The sequence below is a fragment of the Aequorivita marina genome, from assembly GCF_031631895.2.
Taxonomy (GTDB): Bacteria; Bacteroidota; Bacteroidia; order Flavobacteriales; family Flavobacteriaceae; genus Aequorivita; species Aequorivita marina.
The window spans coordinates 49,519-67,157 of the sequence record NZ_JAVMBW020000012.1 but is presented as its reverse complement, the minus strand read 5'-3'; the positions used below and the strand labels follow the sequence as shown (position 1 = coordinate 67,157).

Annotated in this window: 14 protein-coding genes and 1 pseudogene; 8 read left to right on the top strand and 7 right to left on the bottom strand. The window is 37.3% G+C overall.

The features are described from left to right. The first annotated feature begins 491 nt into the window (after positions 1-491). The 5 genes from QPK98_RS12220 to QPK98_RS12200 all read left to right on the top strand — a co-directional run bounded on the left by QPK98_RS12220 (position 492) and on the right by QPK98_RS12200 (position 6,597). Complete coding sequence (locus tag QPK98_RS12220) at positions 492-1,430, top strand: LysR family transcriptional regulator (RefSeq protein WP_310993733.1); 939 nt, start codon at positions 492-494, stop codon at positions 1,428-1,430. A 425-nt stretch (positions 1,431-1,855) separates the two neighbouring features. Then, positions 1,856-3,238: an MmgE/PrpD family protein gene (locus QPK98_RS12215; protein ID WP_310993732.1), complete on the top strand. Its 1,383-nt coding sequence runs from the start codon at positions 1,856-1,858 to the stop codon at positions 3,236-3,238. 383 nt (positions 3,239-3,621) lie between these two features. After that, a complete protein-coding gene (locus QPK98_RS12210; protein ID WP_310993731.1) occupies positions 3,622-4,506 on the top strand; it encodes a phosphosulfolactate synthase in 885 nt (294 codons plus the stop codon). A 145-nt stretch (positions 4,507-4,651) separates the two neighbouring features. Beyond that, complete coding sequence (locus QPK98_RS12205) at positions 4,652-5,380, top strand: YggS family pyridoxal phosphate-dependent enzyme (RefSeq protein ID WP_310993730.1); 729 nt, start codon at positions 4,652-4,654, stop codon at positions 5,378-5,380. Positions 5,381-5,484: 104 nt separating this feature from the next. Beyond that, complete coding sequence (locus tag QPK98_RS12200; protein WP_310993728.1) at positions 5,485-6,597, top strand: GIY-YIG nuclease family protein; 1,113 nt, start codon at positions 5,485-5,487, stop codon at positions 6,595-6,597. A 656-nt stretch (positions 6,598-7,253) separates the two neighbouring features. Here the strand turns inward: QPK98_RS12200 and QPK98_RS12195 are convergent. Continuing rightward, positions 7,254-7,571: a hypothetical protein gene (locus QPK98_RS12195; RefSeq protein WP_310993726.1), complete on the bottom strand. Its 318-nt coding sequence runs from the start codon at positions 7,569-7,571 to the stop codon at positions 7,254-7,256. Positions 7,572-8,010: 439 nt separating this feature from the next. On the opposite strand from QPK98_RS12195, the gene QPK98_RS12190 reads away from it, so the two are divergent. Both QPK98_RS12190 and QPK98_RS12185 read left to right on the top strand, forming a co-directional pair. Further along, on the top strand, positions 8,011-8,448 hold the full coding sequence (locus QPK98_RS12190; RefSeq protein ID WP_310993724.1) for an RrF2 family transcriptional regulator: 438 nt from the start codon (positions 8,011-8,013) through the stop codon (positions 8,446-8,448). Positions 8,449-8,591: 143 nt separating this feature from the next. Next, complete coding sequence (locus QPK98_RS12185; protein ID WP_310993722.1) at positions 8,592-9,917, top strand: NAD(P)/FAD-dependent oxidoreductase; 1,326 nt, start codon at positions 8,592-8,594, stop codon at positions 9,915-9,917. Between the two features lie 149 nt (positions 9,918-10,066). Here the strand turns inward: QPK98_RS12185 and QPK98_RS12180 are convergent, their stop codons facing one another. From QPK98_RS12180 to QPK98_RS12165, 4 genes are all read right to left on the bottom strand, one after another. Further along, on the bottom strand, positions 10,067-11,005 hold the full coding sequence (locus tag QPK98_RS12180) for a YeiH family protein (RefSeq protein WP_310993719.1): 939 nt from the start codon (positions 11,003-11,005) through the stop codon (positions 10,067-10,069). Positions 11,006-11,080: 75 nt separating this feature from the next. Then, the gene (locus QPK98_RS12175) at positions 11,081-11,977 is read right to left on the bottom strand and encodes a LysR substrate-binding domain-containing protein (RefSeq protein ID WP_310993717.1); all 897 of its coding nucleotides are present in this window, start codon (positions 11,975-11,977) and stop codon (positions 11,081-11,083) included. Positions 11,978-12,034: 57 nt separating this feature from the next. Continuing rightward, entirely contained in the window at positions 12,035-13,141 is a 1,107-nt protein-coding gene (locus tag QPK98_RS12170; RefSeq protein ID WP_310993716.1) for a mechanosensitive ion channel family protein, read from the bottom strand. A 43-nt stretch (positions 13,142-13,184) separates the two neighbouring features. Further along, positions 13,185-14,084 carry a DMT family transporter gene (locus QPK98_RS12165; RefSeq protein WP_310993714.1) on the bottom strand — a complete coding sequence of 300 codons (900 nt, stop codon included), beginning with the start codon at positions 14,082-14,084 and terminating at the stop codon, positions 13,185-13,187. Positions 14,085-14,304: 220 nt separating this feature from the next. Between QPK98_RS12165 and QPK98_RS12160 the strand changes: the two genes are divergently transcribed. Beyond that, the gene (locus QPK98_RS12160; protein ID WP_310993713.1) at positions 14,305-15,120 is read left to right on the top strand and encodes an SDR family oxidoreductase; all 816 of its coding nucleotides are present in this window, start codon (positions 14,305-14,307) and stop codon (positions 15,118-15,120) included. Between the two features lie 87 nt (positions 15,121-15,207). Here the strand turns inward: QPK98_RS12160 and QPK98_RS12155 are convergent, their stop codons facing one another. Together QPK98_RS12155 and QPK98_RS12150 are read right to left on the bottom strand one after the other, a co-directional pair. Next, positions 15,208-16,407: a serine hydrolase domain-containing protein gene (locus tag QPK98_RS12155; RefSeq protein WP_310993711.1), complete on the bottom strand. Its 1,200-nt coding sequence runs from the start codon at positions 16,405-16,407 to the stop codon at positions 15,208-15,210. A gap of 416 nt (positions 16,408-16,823) precedes the next feature. Further along, positions 16,824-17,637: pseudogene (locus QPK98_RS12150) on the bottom strand (HsdM family class I SAM-dependent methyltransferase). Between the last annotated feature and the right edge of the window lie 2 nt (positions 17,638-17,639).

Genomic DNA, 17,639 nt, shown 5'->3' with positions numbered 1-17,639 from the left:
ATAGCATGCTGTCATTAAATAAAAATATTCTAATTGCCTATTATCTTTGACCCAACAAATTTTCTCACTCTTTTAATCGGACACTAATGAAAAAATAATAGTATCCGATTAAAATAATTTAAAACTCACTTGTTTCAATAATAGCACACTTATAGCGTGTTTTTGATAAAATGACACCTTGGAATTGGATTTCTAATTAAACAGAAACGTCTTAAAAGCATATAAAATGAAGCTAAGCATTTCAAGCCATTACTAGTCTAGCCAACACCTCCCTCCCTAGTAAAGCAAGTTGTAGGTCTTTGGTCATAAGTCGTAGGACGTAGGTCGTACACCGAACATCGTAAATATTGGTCGGACACCAATATCTTGAAAAGCGTAAAATGCAATACCTAGAGACTACTCAGTTAAAAATACGAACTATCAAAAATGCCATTCCCCTCACAGATAAATAGTACTTTTATAAAAGTTTTAAATCACAGAATGAAAAACCTATGAATTTTCATCAATTGAAATATGTTGTTTCCGTAGATACCCATCGGAATTTTTCGCGTGCCGCCGAAGACTGCGATGTTGCACAATCTACCTTGAGTAGAGAAATACAACGTTTAGAACAGGAATTCGACATTATGATTTTTGACCGCACCCGGCATCCCGTAGCCCCTACCATGAAAGGAATTGACCTTATTGAACAGGCAAAAAAAATTCTAAAAGAAGAAAATCGCTTTGTCTCCATAGCCCAAAAGAAAGATAATCGACCAAGCGGTAACTTTCGGCTCGGTGTTCTCGCCAACCTTGCGCCATACCTTATCCCTCTGTTTACGGAACAAATAACAAAAAAATACCCGGAATTGAATTTGGATATTTTTGAAATGGGAACTACAAAAATGATATCTGATTTTGAGATGGACGCGCTCGACGGTGCCATTTCAATCACTCCTTTTCCTAAAGAAGGCTTTTATGAAACCTCGCTGTTTGAAGAGGAATTTGTGCTTTATGTAGGTCGTGGCCATAAGCTTTCGAAACTTTCAAACGTAGAATGGACCGATATTCCGTGGGAAGAACTTATACTACCAGAATATCTAAAAACTTACTTTCTAGAAGAGCAGCCACAACGCTTTCCCACCCAAATCTCAAATAAAAACTTAAAAAATATTAGCTTTCAAAATGGTTCTCCGGAAACCATCCGTAAGATTATAGACCGAAACGGAGGCCTTACTTTAATCCCGCAATTGGCCTGCCTATATATGGGCGAACGCCGGTTAGAAATGGTTCGCTCCATCAAAGATCCCGTATTAAGCCGAACCATTAGTTTTGTTGCCCCACGTGGATTTCAAAAAACACGACTCTCCAAAGTAATCCTCTCTGAGATTATCAAAAGCATTCCTAAAGATATTGAACTGAAGTTGATTGCTGATTTAGAGGATAATTGAGATGCTTTAAGATTGCTTTAAAAAGAATTAAACGCCAAAACCAAATCATGAAACCTCTTAAACCTACAAAGAAGTTTTCTTTTAGTTTCAACAAAGAATCCCAAGTTAGGTGATTTATAGTGGTTGAGCCTGCCCCTAACCTGAATGATAGTTTTAATCAAGTTCTTGTTTTGGGGCTAAAGCTCAATTCAGTCTATTCACACTTCATTACCCCCGGGTTAAAACCGCTGGGCTATTCGTAAATACTTCAAACTGCAAGTAAAAACACGGTGACAAATGTAAGGTCGCTGAGCGTCTGCTTGGCGTATATACCGAAGCTATCGCTTTTAGCTATACTTCGTATCGCCTTTGTGTCATTGACTTCACTGTTCTTTCCCTGTACTTTTATATCATCAAAATAAGAGATAATCTAAAAACAAAATACCATGACAGAAGTACAAAAATTAGCAAGCTTCGTAAACTCTCGAAAGTATTCAGACTTATCTGAAGCTGCAGTTCGGGAACTAAAAATCCGACTCCTCGATTCCTTAGGATGTGCCATTGGCGCCCTTAATGGCGAGCCTGTAAAAATGGTAAAAGAACAATTAGACGACTTTGGCGGAAATCCATTGTCAACATTAATAGGTGGCGGGAAAAATGCACCAGACAGAGCTTCATTCTACAACTCAACTCTCGTGCGCTATTTAGACTTTAACGATAGCTACTTGGCAAAAAATGAAACCTGCCATCCTTCAGATAATATAGGTAGTGTTTTGGCAGCTTCAGAATACGCCGATAAGGATGGGAAAGAGTTCCTAACCGCTCTGGCCATTGCCTATCAAGTGCAATGTAGATTGAGCGATGAGGCTCCAGTAAGAGATAAAGGTTTTGACCACACGGTACAAGGTGCCTATGGCGCAGCAGCCGGAGCAGCTTATGCCCTGGGCCTAGATAAAGAGAAAACAGCAAACGCCATTGCCATTGCCGCAACTGCTTATAACGCACTAAGAGTTTCAAGAACCGGAAACCTATCACATTGGAAAGGTTTAGCCTTCCCTTCAACCGGATGGACATCCACTCATTCAGCTTTCTTGGCAATGCGCGGAATTACAGGACCAGAAGAGGTTTTTGAAGGTAACAAAGGTTTTAAGGAAACCATTGCAGGAGACTTCACTTTAAATTGGGAAGAAGAAGATCTAGAACGGGTTACAAAAACCATTATTAAAAAGTTTAATGCCGAAATCCACTCGCAAGCAACTTTGGAAGGTTTACAAGACTTAAAGCGAAAACACCAATTTGACCCTGCCGGAATTGAGCGTATCGTGTTAAATACTTTCGATGTAGCTTACAATATCATTGGCGGCGGCGAAGAAGGCGGTAAGAAAAACATACGCACCAAAGAAGAAGCCGATCACAGTTTACCCTATATGATGGCGGCGGTTTTATTAGATGGCAATGTGCTTCCAAAACAATATACTCCAGAGCGAATTGAAAAAACGGATATTCAAAACTTGCTTCAAAAAGTACAAGTAAACGAGAAAAAAGAATACTCTGATCGCTTCCCATTTGAAATGGCGAATGATATAACCATAAAATTCAAAGATGGTAAAGAGTTATACGTTGAGAAAACCGATTATGAAGGTTTCACCTCTCGGCCTGCTTCTTGGGAGTTTATTATATCAAAATTCAATAACCTTACAGCAGCGTTTATTTCCGAAGAGCTTAGAAACGAAATTATTTACACCGTAAAAAACTTGGAAAAACACAATATCAAGGAGCTGATGCAACTTCTTGAAACTGTTGGAAAACCTCAATTGATGGAGGTTTAAAATGAATTTTTCTTTCCCTCCCTGACATCCACTAGGGTTAAAGGGTGGAAATATTCTCAAAGCATCAAAAACTGAATTAATAATTTTTAATGATTTAGAAGAATGACATAAGGCGAAAAGGATTAAGGCATAGTACATGTTCCTTATCAAAATAAGATAAGTTGTAACTATTGACCCTAGAACAGAAACCCTCCTGTTTTACCCAATCCCTAAAGCGAACCAAGATGATTTCTGTGCGCACACCCTTTAGGACTGGGGAAGGTGGACAGAAGCATCAAACCATAATAACTGGTAAAAAGCTACAAAGATTTAGTCATAAGCCTTCACTCCTATCGTCTTAAGTCAATCAAAAAAAAATCATTTAACCTTTAAATATAAATATCATGTTAGACACAAAAGAACTTATTAAAGATCCAAAAGATTTAAATGGAAAAGATAAAAATTTCATTGTAAACCCAGTCGGTTTTGATTGGTTACAACGAAATGATCGTTCAGAGAAACCTCGAAAAACAGGGATGACGGAAATTAGAGCAGCCTATTACTCCAATTTTGGGTTAAGCTACTTCAAGGACCTTTTGGAAACCAGCGGAAACTATGTAGATAGCATCAAATTTGCCGGTGGATCCTTTACCTTTATGAACCCTGAAAAAATTAAGGCTATCAACGATTTAGCACACCAATATGGCGTGTTATCTTCAACCGGTGGATTTATGGAATACGTACTTACCAAAGGAAAAGATGCAGTAAAAAAATATATTCACGAGTGTAAGGCCCTAGGTTTTGATATTATTGAAATTTCCACAGGATTTATTTCAATTCCAACCGACGACTGGTTGCGCGTAATTGAAGAAGTTCAAAAGGCTGGATTAAAAGCAAAACCTGAAATTGGCGTTCAGTTTGGAGCTGGAGGAGATGGAACAATTGCTGAGTACGAAGCTGAAGGAATTCAAGACGTAGAATACGCTACAAAACAAGCAAAACGTTTCTTAGATGCCGGAGCTTATACCATTATGATGGAGTCTGAAGGTGTTACCGAAAACGCCAATCCTTGGAAAGTAGGCGTTCCAGCAAAATTCATCAGCGAGCTCGGTTTGGAAAACGTAATGTTTGAAGCAGCAGATCCACAGGTTTTTAAATGGTATATCAAAAATTATGGACCAGAGGTTAACCTATTTGTAGATCATAGCCAAATTGTTCAACTTGAAGCTACACGTCAAGGAATTTGGGGAACCAATGACATTTGGGGACGAATTGTCACCTATAAATAACTAAAAGAAAACCTGCCGTTTCTGATGTATTTTTCAGCTTGGTAGGTGATTTTTCATAACCTCAAATACATGAATAGCAAAACGGATAGAAGTATCCGTTTTGCTATTATTATCTGTATCTTTGTTAGAAATAAAACATTGCGAAATGTCGGAAACCATCACACAAAATTTAAAAACAATTCACAAAAGAATTCAGGCTGCTTGTAAAAAAGCGGGTCGAAACCCTGATGAAGTACGCCTTCTATTGGCAACAAAAACAGTAGACTCAGACCGGATTAATTTCGCTTTACAACAAGGCGAAACGCTTGTAGGTGAAAATAAAGCCCAAGAATTACAGCAAAAATGTGAAGCGATTGCAGCCTGCAGCCCTGAGGTTCATTTTATTGGGCATTTACAAACCAATAAAATAAAAGATGTTATTCAATATGCCTCGTGTATAGAATCTATCGATCGGGTTAAGTTAGCTAGGAAATTACACAATCGCCTGCTCTCTGAACACAAGACAATCAATGCATATATTCAAGTAAACACGTCATACGAGGATAGTAAATTTGGGGTTTCTCCCGAAAATGCCTTAGCCTTAATTAAAGATGTTTCTCAATTTGAAACCATTAAGATAAAAGGCCTAATGACCATCGGACTGTTTAGCTCAGAGCCTGAAAAAGTGAGAAAATGCTTTCGGTTATTAAAAACTATTCAAACGGAAGCTATGGCATTAAAGCTACCAGGAGTTTCCTTGAAAGAGCTTTCCATGGGAATGAGTGGCGACCTAGAAATAGCTATAGAGGAAGGAGCAACAATTGTTCGGGTTGGTACCGCAATTTTTGGGGAACGCATTTACCCAGACAGCTATTATTGGGACGAGACAAAATAAAAATTGGAAGTATAGAAAAGCATCGTGATAATTAGATTCTGTTTCATAAAAAAAACCTATTCAATCTCACCTACTAATTGTAAATTAAACTATGCAAGCATACTATGACTAGCGAAAAGACTAAGCAAATGTTGGCAGACCTCCCCCACTTACCTGGAGTTTATAAATACTTCAATAAGGCGGGAGAACTTATTTATGTTGGTAAAGCTAAAGATTTACGTAAACGAGTAGCTTCATATTTTACCAGAGATTACGATAGCAGAAAAACTCAGAATTTGGTGGAAAGCATCAATCGGCTTGAATTTACCATCGTTAATACCGAGCGAGATGCGCTGCTATTGGAAAATTCCCTTATCAAGCATTTTCAACCTCGTTATAACATCAACTTAAAAGATGATAAAAGTTATCCGTTTGTCGTTATTAAAAACGAACCATTCCCAAGAGTATTCCTTGCACGAAACTGGATCAAAGATGGTTCTGAATATTTTGGTCCTTTTACGAATGTTGGTAAAATAAAGGAAATGTTGGAATTAATCAGAAGCCTTGTCCCACTTCGGAAAAATCATACTGAGCTTTTTATTCGTATAACTGAAAATGGAAAGCTTAAAGTGAGTCCAGAGTACTATATGAAAGATGGTGAGCAGGAGGAAAAAATATTGACGATGGCCGAATACAATATCGGTCTTCAACAAGTACGAAATATTTTTAATGGCAAATTTGCGTCTGTAACCAGGCTATTGCGAAAACAATTAAGGGAAAACATTGAGGAAATGGAGTTTGAAAAAGCCGAGCGGCTACAACAAAAATTAGAATTTATTAAAGAATACAGAGCGAGCAGTGAGATTATCGATACAAAAATGGGCGATTTAGATGTTTTCACCCTTCGTATTGAAGAGACTCAGGCATTTGTCAATTTTCTTCAGGTAAGGAAAAGTGCTATTTTGCAAACCAATACCTTCACTTTTAAACCAAAACTAAATACTTCAAAAGAAGAAATTCTGGTTTCAGCAATACTTTATCTTCAAAAAAGAGTGAAAAGTCTTGGGAAAGAACTGATTGTTCCATTCGTTATTGAACATCCTAATCTAAAGTCTAGAATCACCATTCCCAAAAGAGGCATTAAGCGAAAACTACTAAAGCTCTCCCTAAAAAACCTCAACTATTTTTGCGATAATAGCAAGCATTACTCAGTTACTGAGATCATGACTAAAGATTGATTACCACAATAAATTGCAGATTTTCGGTCTTCCCAAAAATAGGATTCCAAACTATAAATTTTTAATGAATATCCGCGATCAGTAATATGATTGGTTGGTTCTAATTATCTGTTAATTATTGCGTCTGCAAGCGAACCTTTTTAGGTATCGAAAATAATTATGTTTTGATAAGGCAACATACCATAAGATAAGCAACGCTCTAGCAAAAGCTCTAACAAAAACCCTAACAGCTTTTCTGCACATAACCGGTTAAGGCCAGCCCTGAAAGGGCAATATGTATTACGCCCTTTCAGGGCTTTGTGTGTCATAGGTTTGCACCACCGAGCCTTGCCTGCCCGATGTTACGATGTTTTCGCCCTTTCAGGGCTGGTTTAATAATATCCTTTAGATCTAGGTTAAATATTATGATGCCTTACGGACATTCGAAAATTTGTAAATAAACCACTATGATCCAAAGTACCATAGATTTTTTAAATAGACAGAAAGTCTGTTTGATTCGTGAAATTAATAAAGTCTCGTCTCATCTAAGTGCATTTTTAGAGAATAAATAGATTCGTGAATATTCGCGGAATTCGTGGCGAAAGTTTTTAGAAGCTAAAGCGAGATTTACTAAAGCACATAGTTTTCAACTCAATTTGAAACCAATAAAATTTTCACTAGATCGCTTCTTCCGATAAATCGTACTTTTCGATTCTATCCTTTCCTTCTTCTAGTTCTTTGCAATTAGGGCACACGTGAACTAATCCATCTTTAACTTGATACCCATCAACATGTTCCTTTACAAAACCTTGAATAAGCATGTATGAGTCTTTATTGTTGTTTACATCTACTTGCTTATCTTTATACAGTTCCCGTATTTTACCATCGTACTCTTGATACCCCCAGCATAAGGCACAAACGCCTTCTGGGGCATCGTTGACAGTTTCATCTTCAGGTTTCTTAAAAAACTCCATAATTGTTTTTACAATATCCATAGTATTCTTTTTTTTTATCTTCTTCTAATTTAAGAATTTTAAAAAACGAAAGCAAGAAAAACAGAGAATACCTTACTATCAATAGTATAAAATGATTTAATTCCAAACCGGTAAACAGCCAGCATAACGCAACTTTTTTTAAAACAATTGAAGGGCACTATTTCAAAACAACAACAATTCATTCTAACAAGAAAAAAAGCCTGTTTTGTAGTGTAAAACAAGCTATAACTTAAAGTAATTACGGGTTTAATAAATAGATTAATTCATTTATAATCAATATTTAAAAGGTGTTTATATAAACTTATGCTACAAGTGAAATCATAAACAAAAAAATATTTAAAATTTCATTAAAATAGAATTACGAAAAGAGAAATCAGCCTTCTATTAATCATTTGCTTACCTTTGAAACTGAAGATTACTTTAGCTTTATAAATACAATATGATTTCAAAATCCTGTAAATACGCCATCCGTGCAACTGTCTTTATCGCTTCCAAAGCCAAGGAAAAAATTAAGGTAGGCGTTAAAGAAATAGCAGAAGAAATTGAAGCGCCCGAAGCCTTTACGGGTAAGATTCTTCAAGCATTAAACAAAAGTAAAATTGTTACATCTGTTAAAGGTCCTTATGGCGGGTTTTACTGCGATGAAACCCAGCTCAGTTTACCAATAATTGATGTGGTTAGTGCCATTGATGGAACCGGAGTTTTTACCGACTGTGTTTTCGGCCTTCACCAGTGTTCTGATGACCACCCCTGCCCCATGCACTTTGAGTATTCCAAGACCCGCGATAAAATGCACAATTCTTTTAAAAACACTACTATTAAAAGCTTAGCTGAAAACCTCAGTACAGGCATCGCCTTCCTTAAAAACCCACAGTAACCAAACTTAAAATTACATTTACCAATGCGATGTTATTTTATAACGGATAAACACATCTTCTATGGAATTGTTTGTATCTTTGTAGCACAAAATGCTATAAAAGTTATTAGCATTCAAGGATGTATAAAATAAACTATATACCGATGAAAAAAGATGAAATGAATACCAGACGTAAACATATAGTAATTATAGGTGGTGGATTTGGCGGAATTGCAACTGCAAAAGCCTTGGAAAATGCCAATGTTGATATCACTATAATCGACAGGCTAAACCATCATTTATTTCAACCTCTTTTATATCAAGTTGCTACGGCCGAATTATCTCCTGGCGATATCGCTGCTCCTATCCGCGCAATTATCAATAAAAACCCAAAGGCAAAGGTTATTTTAGCCGAGGTAAAAAAGATAGACCCTAAAAATAAATCGGTTCATTTACAAAATGGAACTTCAATTACGTTCGACCAACTGGTTATGGCTACCGGTGCTCAATACAACTACTTTGGGCATGAAGAATGGGCAGAATACGCACCTGGAATGAAATCGGTATCTGATGCTTTAAAAGTTAGAGAACAGCTGCTAATGTCTATGGAAGAAGCCGAACAACTTCAAGATCATAACAAAAGAAAATCGCTTCTAACCTATGTTATTATTGGCGGAGGCCCCACAGGGGTGGAAATGGCCGGAGCCATTGCTGAAACTGCTGGAAATGGTTCCAAACACGGGTATAAAACTATTAAACCAGAAGATGCCAAAATCTATTTAATTGAAGCTGGGCCAAGAATTCTAAATGCTTTTCCCGAATCTTTAGGCGAAAAAGCTCGAAAAACCTTAAAAAAAATGGGCGTAAAAGTCTTACTGAATACCCCCGTAACAAATATTGAAAAGAACAAGGTTCATCTTAAAGTGGGATCTATAGAAACCCCAAATATTATCTGGGCAGCCGGAATTAAAGCGTCTTCCCTTTTAGATTCATTAAAAGTGAAACAAGATAGAACCGGTCGTGTATTTGTTAGTCCAGATTTAAGCATTCCGGAGTATCCAGATATCTTTATTATCGGCGATTCGGCACATAGCAAAGGGAAAGACGGAAAACCCTTACCCGCCTTGGCGCCCGTTGCCACCCAACAAGGAAAGTTTGTTGGAAATCTTCTCGCACAGGGAGGAAAACGACAAAAAACCGCTAAGTTTAATTATATTGACAAAGGAACAATGGCAACAATAGGTCGCGCAAAAGCTGTTGCCGATATAAAAGGACTAAAATTCAGTGGTTTCTTCGCTTGGTTCCTTTGGTCGTTTATCCATGTGCTTAGCTTAATCGGATTCCGAAATAGAACCCGAGTATTCGTGGAATGGATTTGGAATTACTTCACCTATAAAAGAGGCGTACGGCTAATTACAGACCGTTCTAAATGCAACTCATGTACTACTTATGAAAAACCCCATAACGAACTTTTAAAAATGCAAGTTTAAGCATTATTCAAAAGCTCGGTGCATTAGTATTATGAGTTCTTAAAAAACGCGAATCCGCCACAACAAAGGAATTGAGCTCTATTTGGAGTAAAGCAATACAGCCGTTTCAGTTTCTGAAACGGCCGTATATATAATGTATATATGCGTTCTTAAAGTGAAAGGATAACCAAAATAGAGCTTATAGATATAAACACCCATAGCGATATTCCCAAAATCATAGGCTTCCATCCTGCCGATTTAATTTTATCTACGGAAAGCCCCGCTCCTATCAAAAATAGCGTAAGCACTAACAATGACTTCGAAATACTGGTAATGCCTTCAGTAATCAGATCTGGAATTGGCAGATAACTGTTCATTATAATGGCTAGGATAAAAAGGAAAATAAAATACGGTACTTTTATGCTTTTCCCTTTTCCCTTAAAAAGAAAAACTGAAAGAATAGAAAGCGGAATAATCCAAAGTGCTCGGGCTAGTTTTACCGTTGTAGCTACTTTTAAAGCTTCTTCTCCAAAAGTATAGGCAGCACCTACAACCGAGCTAGTATCGTGAATGGCAATGGCGCACCACAGCCCAAATTGATGTTGACTAAGACCAAATAAATGCCCAAGCGGCGGAAAAACAATAAGTGCAATGGAGTTTAAAAGAAAAATAACCCCGAGCGAAATACTAATATCTTTTTCTGAAGCATTGATAACTGGTGATACAGCCGCAATTGCACTGCCTCCACATATTGCAGTCCCCGAACTGATAAGATGCGAGCCTTTTCGATCCATCTTCAACATTTTACCTAGAAAATAGCCCAAGATCAGCGTTGCTGCTATGGAGAACACCGTTAAAAGAAACCCATCTTTCCCTGCGTTAAAGGTTTCAACCAAATTCATTCCAAAACCAAGGCCCACCACTGCAATTTTTAAAAGCCAGCTAACCGCTTTTGAATTGAGGTCTAAAAATGGATGTCCCAGAAAATACGAAAACAAGAAACCGCCAACCAATGCCACAGGACTGCTTATATACCCAGAAATGCAAAGCACCATGGCCAAAATAAAAGCCACTTTTATAATTGTGTTCTTAGTATTCTTCTTTTCCATAATGAAATGCTTTTCGTTTTACCTTACAAATTTGCGATGTTTTCCCGAATAATTTTCATCACAATTTGTTATGCTTTATTCCATTAGGTTATAATGTGAGAGAAAGAAGTTTTTAAGTCGTTCAGCGGTTTTATCATAATCGCCATGAAGACTCACAAACTGAAAAGTACGTTCAATACGTAAACCATCTACTTCAACAATTTTAAGGCTATGATTTTTAAGTTCCTTGGCTATAGAATGTATTGAAAGAAACGCATAGGTATCTGATGCCAAAAGGTAGTTTTTGATGCTTTCGGTGCTTCCCAACTGAATTTGAACATTCATTTTTTGAAGCTTCAGGTTTTTTTCTTGAAGTGCATTTTCAATAATATTTAAAGTTCCAGAACCCGACTCACGGATTGCAATAGGAATTTCACTCAATTGGTTTAAGCTAATTTCGTCATTTCGCAATTGTATATTTTCAATTCGAGTGGTGAGTACAATTTCGTCTTTTATAAAAGCGTCGTAATGTAGCTTGGGGTTATGAGTAGTCCCTTCAGAGAGGCCAAGATCGGTTTCCTTTGAGAGTACTAGATTTTCAATACGTTCAGAGTTTTCGTTAATAAGGGTTATTGAAACCGTGGGATAAATCAGTTTAAATTTTGACAATAAAGACGGCAATATATACTGCGCTATGGTTGTACTTGCCGCAAGACGGATTGTTTTTGGAAGGCTGTTATCACTGTCCATAAACTCCTGCTCCAGCTTGATGTACAGTTCAATTATTTTAACTGTATAATCGTAAAAAATCTCTCCTTCTGAAGTAAGGCTAATTGAGTTTCCATGACGGTTAAAAAGTGGTTTTCCGTACTGTTTCTCAAGTTCATTAATGTGTTTAGTAACGGCAGGCTGCGATATAAACAACAACTTTGAGGCTTTTGTGAAGCTCAACTCTTCAGCAACGGTTTTAAAAACTTTTAGCCTAAAATCCATTTTTTCGCATTGTTTTATGGTTACTTCGCATCACCTCACATATTTCATGGTAAAAATTCAATTTTCCTCTTTTCTGTTCTTAAACAAATTTTTGTCCTTAAAATCTATTGTTCGGTGTGGGTAAGCAAGATCAATCCCTTCGGCATCAAAACGTTTTTTTACGCTTTCCAGAATATCGCATCGCATATTAAAAGCATCGTCAAAGTTTCTAGCCCAGCACCATGCCCGCACTGTTAATGTAGATTCGTTTATGGAAATTAGACCGGTACGCACCAAAGGCTTGCCATCTCGAATCGCTACCGGTGAGCGATTATCAAGAATCAATGGGTGGGCTTCACATTCTTCTTGCATAATCTTCTTTGCCAAAACCAAATCGCTTTCATAGGAAATGCCAAACTCTATACGTTCACAGATTTTCAATTCGCCCAAATCATAATTTACCAGCTTTTCTTTATTGATTATCGCATTGGGAATTACAATCATTTTATTTTCAAAATTCCGAATTATGGTGTGCCTTAAGGTAATATCGGTGACCGTACCTACCATGGTGTCGGTTACTTTTATGATATCTCCAATTTTAAAGGGTTTAAAAGAAATTATAAAAACACCACCCACCAAATTTGCCAAGGCCTCTTGTGATGCCACCCCAGCGATTAGCGCTATAACCCCTGCCCCACCTAAAGCAGTCTGTGCCACGCCTTTTAAAGATGGAAACGCCAATAGCGCTATCAGGGTTCCAGTTGCGTAAACACCAAATACAGCCACATACCGCAAAAATTTATAGGCAGTGGGATCTTCATTTTCAGTCACTTTGCGCTCAACACTTCTTTTAAACCAAATATTAATCGATGAAGCCACTACAATAGTAATAACCGCTACCGTACCAAGGTATAAAACGAGTTTAAAGTCATTTTTAAACTTTTGGTATTCATCACCAAAAAACATATAAATAAAGGTCATAACCCCTAGTACCAGCCAAAGAGAGTTTAAAATTCGCTTTACCAAATTTACAGCCCTAGGTCTAATTCCCGGCAATTTCTTTTGTTCCTGGTCAACCAACCATTTGTGTAAAACGGAAGTTAAAAAGCGCAAGATCAATACGGAAATCAATATAATTAGCGTATAAATCAACTGCATTTTATAGGTTTCAAAAAACTCTATCATAGTTGTACTTTTTGTGTTTAAAACAATTTTATTTTGCTGAAATTTACCGCGCTACTGGCCTTACATTTTTCTTCTTTTCCCGAATTAAATAAATTCCCCATAAGATAAGCAATCCGCCAAATACATACCAAACACTAAATTTTTCACCGTCTAATATCCCCCAGCCTACTGCCACCAACGGAAGCAAATATGTAACCGTACTCGCAAAAACAGGAGTGGTATTTTGAATTAACTTGTAATATAGCACAATTGCAACAGCAGTACCCAAGACCGTTAGAATACTTAAATATCCCAACGCCTCCAAGGCTTGTGGATTTGCTTCAAAATTGGTGAAAAAACCACTAAAAGTAAGAATGATCAAGGAAGGTATCATCCATATTGAAAAAACAGCACCAGAAAGTTTTAAAGGCTTCACATGCTGCAGTTTTTCTTTTATTATTAATGCTGCCATGGCATAACAAGCTGTTGCTAGAACCACTAAAAGTGCGTAACCTAGTTTGGATTCTTCATTGGTTGTTTCGGAAAAATACATAAGCAGTGCAGCGCCTGCAAAACCAATAATTGCACCTATAACCTGTGTCCATTTGCTCTTTATTCCAAAAAGTAAAAACCCAAGAACCAAAATAAAAACCGGCACTAGGGAATCAAGTATTCCAGCAAGCGCACTACTAACGCGTGTTTGAGCAATTGGAAAAAGATACATGGGTACAAAATTTCCAAAAAAGCCAGTCAAGGCAACCCAAAAAAGTGTTTTCTTGGTCATTTTTCGAATAGCGGGAAAACCTATAAACCCCAGGATAATTCCAGACACCGCAACCCGAAATGCACCAATTTGATACGGTGTAAACGCTAACAACGATTTTTTTATCAAAATAAACGAACTGCCCCAAGTAAGTGCAATTATAGTTAATAAAAACCAGCGATTTTCAAATAGTTTCCCCATAAGCCGGCAAAGATAGTTGCAATTACGCCATGGTATTGAAATTGCTACCTATTTTTTATTCCAGATAGCCTAAAAAGTTCAAAATAACATTGCCACATACTTGTCGAGTCTTGTTTTAACGAATAGTCCCAGTTAACACGCTGATATAAATCATATTAAATCTTCTTGTTAAACTATATGTTTGTCAGCATTCAACCAATCACTTTTAAACCACTGACTTATGACCTCGACTAAAAAGAAATCCATTGTAATTACTGGCGGTGCCGGTGGTATTGGCTCAGCCTGTGCCTTAGCATTAAAGGAATATAAGGTAATACTGACTGATTATGCAGCAACCGCCGTTGAAAAAGCGGTAGGAAATTTAACAGCGAAGGGTTTTGATGCGGTAGGTATGCCCTGCGACATAACCAAAAAAGACGATGTTGAAAAACTTATGGCGTTTTCCAAAAAACAAGGAGATTTTGGTGGTATAATACATACGGCGGGCGTTAGCGGAAGCGGACAAAACATAAAAAAAGTGTTCGATATAGATTTGGTAGGCACTGACATTATTATTGACGCTTTTTATAACATCGCTACAAAAGATTCAGTTTTGGTGCTATTCTCCTCCATTATGGGTCATACCATTCCTGCAAATCCTGAATATGATACAGCTTTATTAAACCCTCAAAAAGAAGATTCGTTTTTAACAGTAGCCAAATTTGTCAATGAAGATGCCGATATTATGTACAACTTCGCAAAGCGAGGTGTGTTGCTATTACTCAAGAAGAATGCGTTCCGTATTGGGCGAAAAGCTGCGCGGATTGTTTCTATTTCACCAGGAGTAATTATGACCCCAATGGGGCTTAAAGCTGCGGAAGAACATCCAGAACGAATAAATAAAATGAAGGAACTCACCCCGCTAGGAAGAAATGGCACTCCAGAAGATATTGCTGAAGTTGCTAAGTTTTTAATCAGCGAAAAAGCAAACTTTATTACCGGCAGTGATATCTTGGTAGATGGTGGCATTGTTACCCAGCTTTTAAAGGAGGCATAACAAAAATAGCCTTAAAGTAACACTTAACATAAAACAATTTAACATGTTTACTTACAGCTGTATAGTTTTATAAAATGTTGCGCAGGTTTATTTCTGATACTCCACCACCACAGGCAATAATGCATCTCGAACTAGATACCCGAGGTCTTTAACGCTTTCCGCATCACTAGGGTCAAATCTGAGAAAATTGGCTGATACCAAAACAGATATTTCAGTATCGGGATTGTATCGTAATGCCGACACATGGCTTTTATGAATTCCATTATGCCCATAGCCGGTACCTTCTTCATAAATCAAGCCTAGGCCATATAGCTCCTGACCATCGTTCGCGGGCATCATCTGCTGCATCAATGCTACATTTTCAGCGTTAATTCCGGCATTTCCAGTTAAAAGTAATCGCATCCAAGTTGTAACATTTTTAGGAGTGGAAACGATATTCCCAGAACTTACGTGCATAGAAACATTGTCTTCCGGAGTTTCCAATACTCCATTCCCTACAAGGTGTAAATAGGAATTGATATAAGGCGTTCTCATTTCAGTATTGGTTCCATTCCAAGGGCTATACGTTTCAGTTAAACCCAATGGAACCGCAAATTTTTGATCTATAAACGCACCATAGCGCATACCTGAAACCTCTTCTATTATTTTCCCTAAAAGCGCATATCCTGTATTAGAATAGAAAAAACCAACGTCTGGCGAAGCTGCACTCAACTGGTGTTCAGCATTTATGCTCGCTATTTCATCAAAAGTGAAGGTATGCGTATCATCTTGATCCCGAATGTAGTTTTCATACTTCATTCCGGCATAAGGCGCATTGATTGTTTCTGGCAAATCGTTATTGGTAACATCAAAAACACCTGCGCGGTGCTGTAATAATTGCTTGACGGTAATTTGATTTTTATACGGAATATCATAAGCCGGTGTATTTGGCAAATATTCACTTATTAAATCGTCAATGTTTAACGCCCCTTCTTGATGAAGCAACATAATTGAAGCCGCAGTAAATGTTTTGGATATACTTGCAATTCTAAAATGAGTTTGCGGCCTTGGGGTTGGCGTAATGTTACTGGAAGCCATATACTCCCCAGAAGGCCCAGCAATGTACAGGTGGATTCCTCCTTGCTCTATGCCCCATCTGTCGTAAATGTTGTTGTAAATACTATCTGCAACCCGCTGCATTGATGCTTGTACATCGCTGCTGTTATCGCCGTTATCATTTTTATTACAGGAAATAAAAGCAATACTGCAACCCAAGACAAATACTAATAATGCTGTTTTAATTTTCATAATTAGGTTTTAGATGAATGTAATGTTAGTTATAAGTAGTGTCCGATTAAAATAATAGTACACTTTTCGCGTATTTTTAAAAAATGCCACTTTAGCTATTGAAGTTCCAATTAAATAGAAACATTTCAAAAATATATAAAATGAAGTTAACCTAATTTAAATCTATTACAATTCTAGTTGTATATCGTAAGTCGTAGGTCTTAAAGTAAAGCGGAGGTTGCTGCAGTGAATTATAAATTTAAAAAATATGCCACTTTTACAAATGTTTAATCGAAGTTTATTTTCCTGAGGGTTATGAGGTTGTGAATTCGTCCAACGTAGAAAAAAGCCTTAACGATATTGGTAAGTGGGATTCTACAGCTATAGGCTTACGTTTAGTTTTGCCTCTAAAGCTTCAGTGCTGATCTAGGTCTTGGTTATTCCGATTCTCCGTTTATCGTTTCCATTATTTCTCTAAAACTACTCAGTCCAGATTCTATGTTTTCAATTATTTCATTCGTTAAAATGTCTGGGGCTGGTAGATTGTCTAAATTGGTTAAGCTACTGTCTTTTAACCAAAAAACATCTAAACTCGTTTTGTCTCTCGCAATGATGTCTTCATAACTATATTTGCGCCATCTGCCATCTTCGTTGGTTTTAGACCAAGTTTCCTTTCGCTTGTGAATGTTTTTACCATTGTATAATTCGATAAACTTCTGTAAATGCTCTTGACGCATAGGACTTCTCTTTGGTGTATGATGAACGTTTGATCGGTAATCATAAAACCAAACTTCTTTTGTCCAAGGGTCTTTACTAGCTGGTTTATTATTAAAAAATAGCACATTTGTTTTTACTCCAGGACGATAAAATATACCAGTTGGCAACCTCAAAATAGTGTGCAATTCTGTAGTTTGCATTAATTGCTTCCGCACTTCTTCGTCAGCGCCACCTTCAAACAGCACGTTAACGGGAAGCACCACTGCGGCCTCACCATTTATTTTTAGTTGTGACTATATGCTGCAAGAAATTTAATTGCTTGTTGGAAGTGGTTTCCCAAAAATCTTGACGGTTATAGCTCAAATCTTCTTTTACAATTTCGCCTTGTTCGTTGGTAAACGTCATACTGCTTTTTTTACCAAAAGGCGGATTTGCCAACACATAATTGTAACGTTCGCCATCATCTGAAATCAAAGCATCGTTCGGATTGATAAACGATTCGCCATCTATTTCGCCAATGTTGTGCAAATACATAT

Bases quoted from the DNA above. Each gene is read 5' to 3' on its own strand.
- QPK98_RS12220 (WP_310993733.1), top strand. From the start codon at position 492: ATGAATTTTCATCAATTGAAATATGTTGTTTCCGTAGATACCCATCGG.
- QPK98_RS12215 (WP_310993732.1), top strand. From the start codon at position 1,856: ATGACAGAAGTACAAAAATTAGCAAGCTTCGTAAACTCTCGAAAGTAT.
- QPK98_RS12210 (WP_310993731.1), top strand. From the start codon at position 3,622: ATGTTAGACACAAAAGAACTTATTAAAGATCCAAAAGATTTAAATGGA.
- QPK98_RS12205 (WP_310993730.1), top strand. From the start codon at position 4,652: ATGTCGGAAACCATCACACAAAATTTAAAAACAATTCACAAAAGAATT.
- QPK98_RS12200 (WP_310993728.1), top strand. From the start codon at position 5,485: ATGACTAGCGAAAAGACTAAGCAAATGTTGGCAGACCTCCCCCACTTA.
- QPK98_RS12195 (WP_310993726.1), bottom strand. From the start codon at position 7,571: ATGGATATTGTAAAAACAATTATGGAGTTTTTTAAGAAACCTGAAGAT.
- QPK98_RS12190 (WP_310993724.1), top strand. From the start codon at position 8,011: ATGATTTCAAAATCCTGTAAATACGCCATCCGTGCAACTGTCTTTATC.
- QPK98_RS12185 (WP_310993722.1), top strand. From the start codon at position 8,592: ATGAAAAAAGATGAAATGAATACCAGACGTAAACATATAGTAATTATA.
- QPK98_RS12180 (WP_310993719.1), bottom strand. From the start codon at position 11,005: ATGGAAAAGAAGAATACTAAGAACACAATTATAAAAGTGGCTTTTATT.
- QPK98_RS12175 (WP_310993717.1), bottom strand. From the start codon at position 11,977: ATGGATTTTAGGCTAAAAGTTTTTAAAACCGTTGCTGAAGAGTTGAGC.
- QPK98_RS12170 (WP_310993716.1), bottom strand. From the start codon at position 13,141: ATGATAGAGTTTTTTGAAACCTATAAAATGCAGTTGATTTATACGCTA.
- QPK98_RS12165 (WP_310993714.1), bottom strand. From the start codon at position 14,084: ATGGGGAAACTATTTGAAAATCGCTGGTTTTTATTAACTATAATTGCA.
- QPK98_RS12160 (WP_310993713.1), top strand. From the start codon at position 14,305: ATGACCTCGACTAAAAAGAAATCCATTGTAATTACTGGCGGTGCCGGT.
- QPK98_RS12155 (WP_310993711.1), bottom strand. From the start codon at position 16,407: ATGAAAATTAAAACAGCATTATTAGTATTTGTCTTGGGTTGCAGTATT.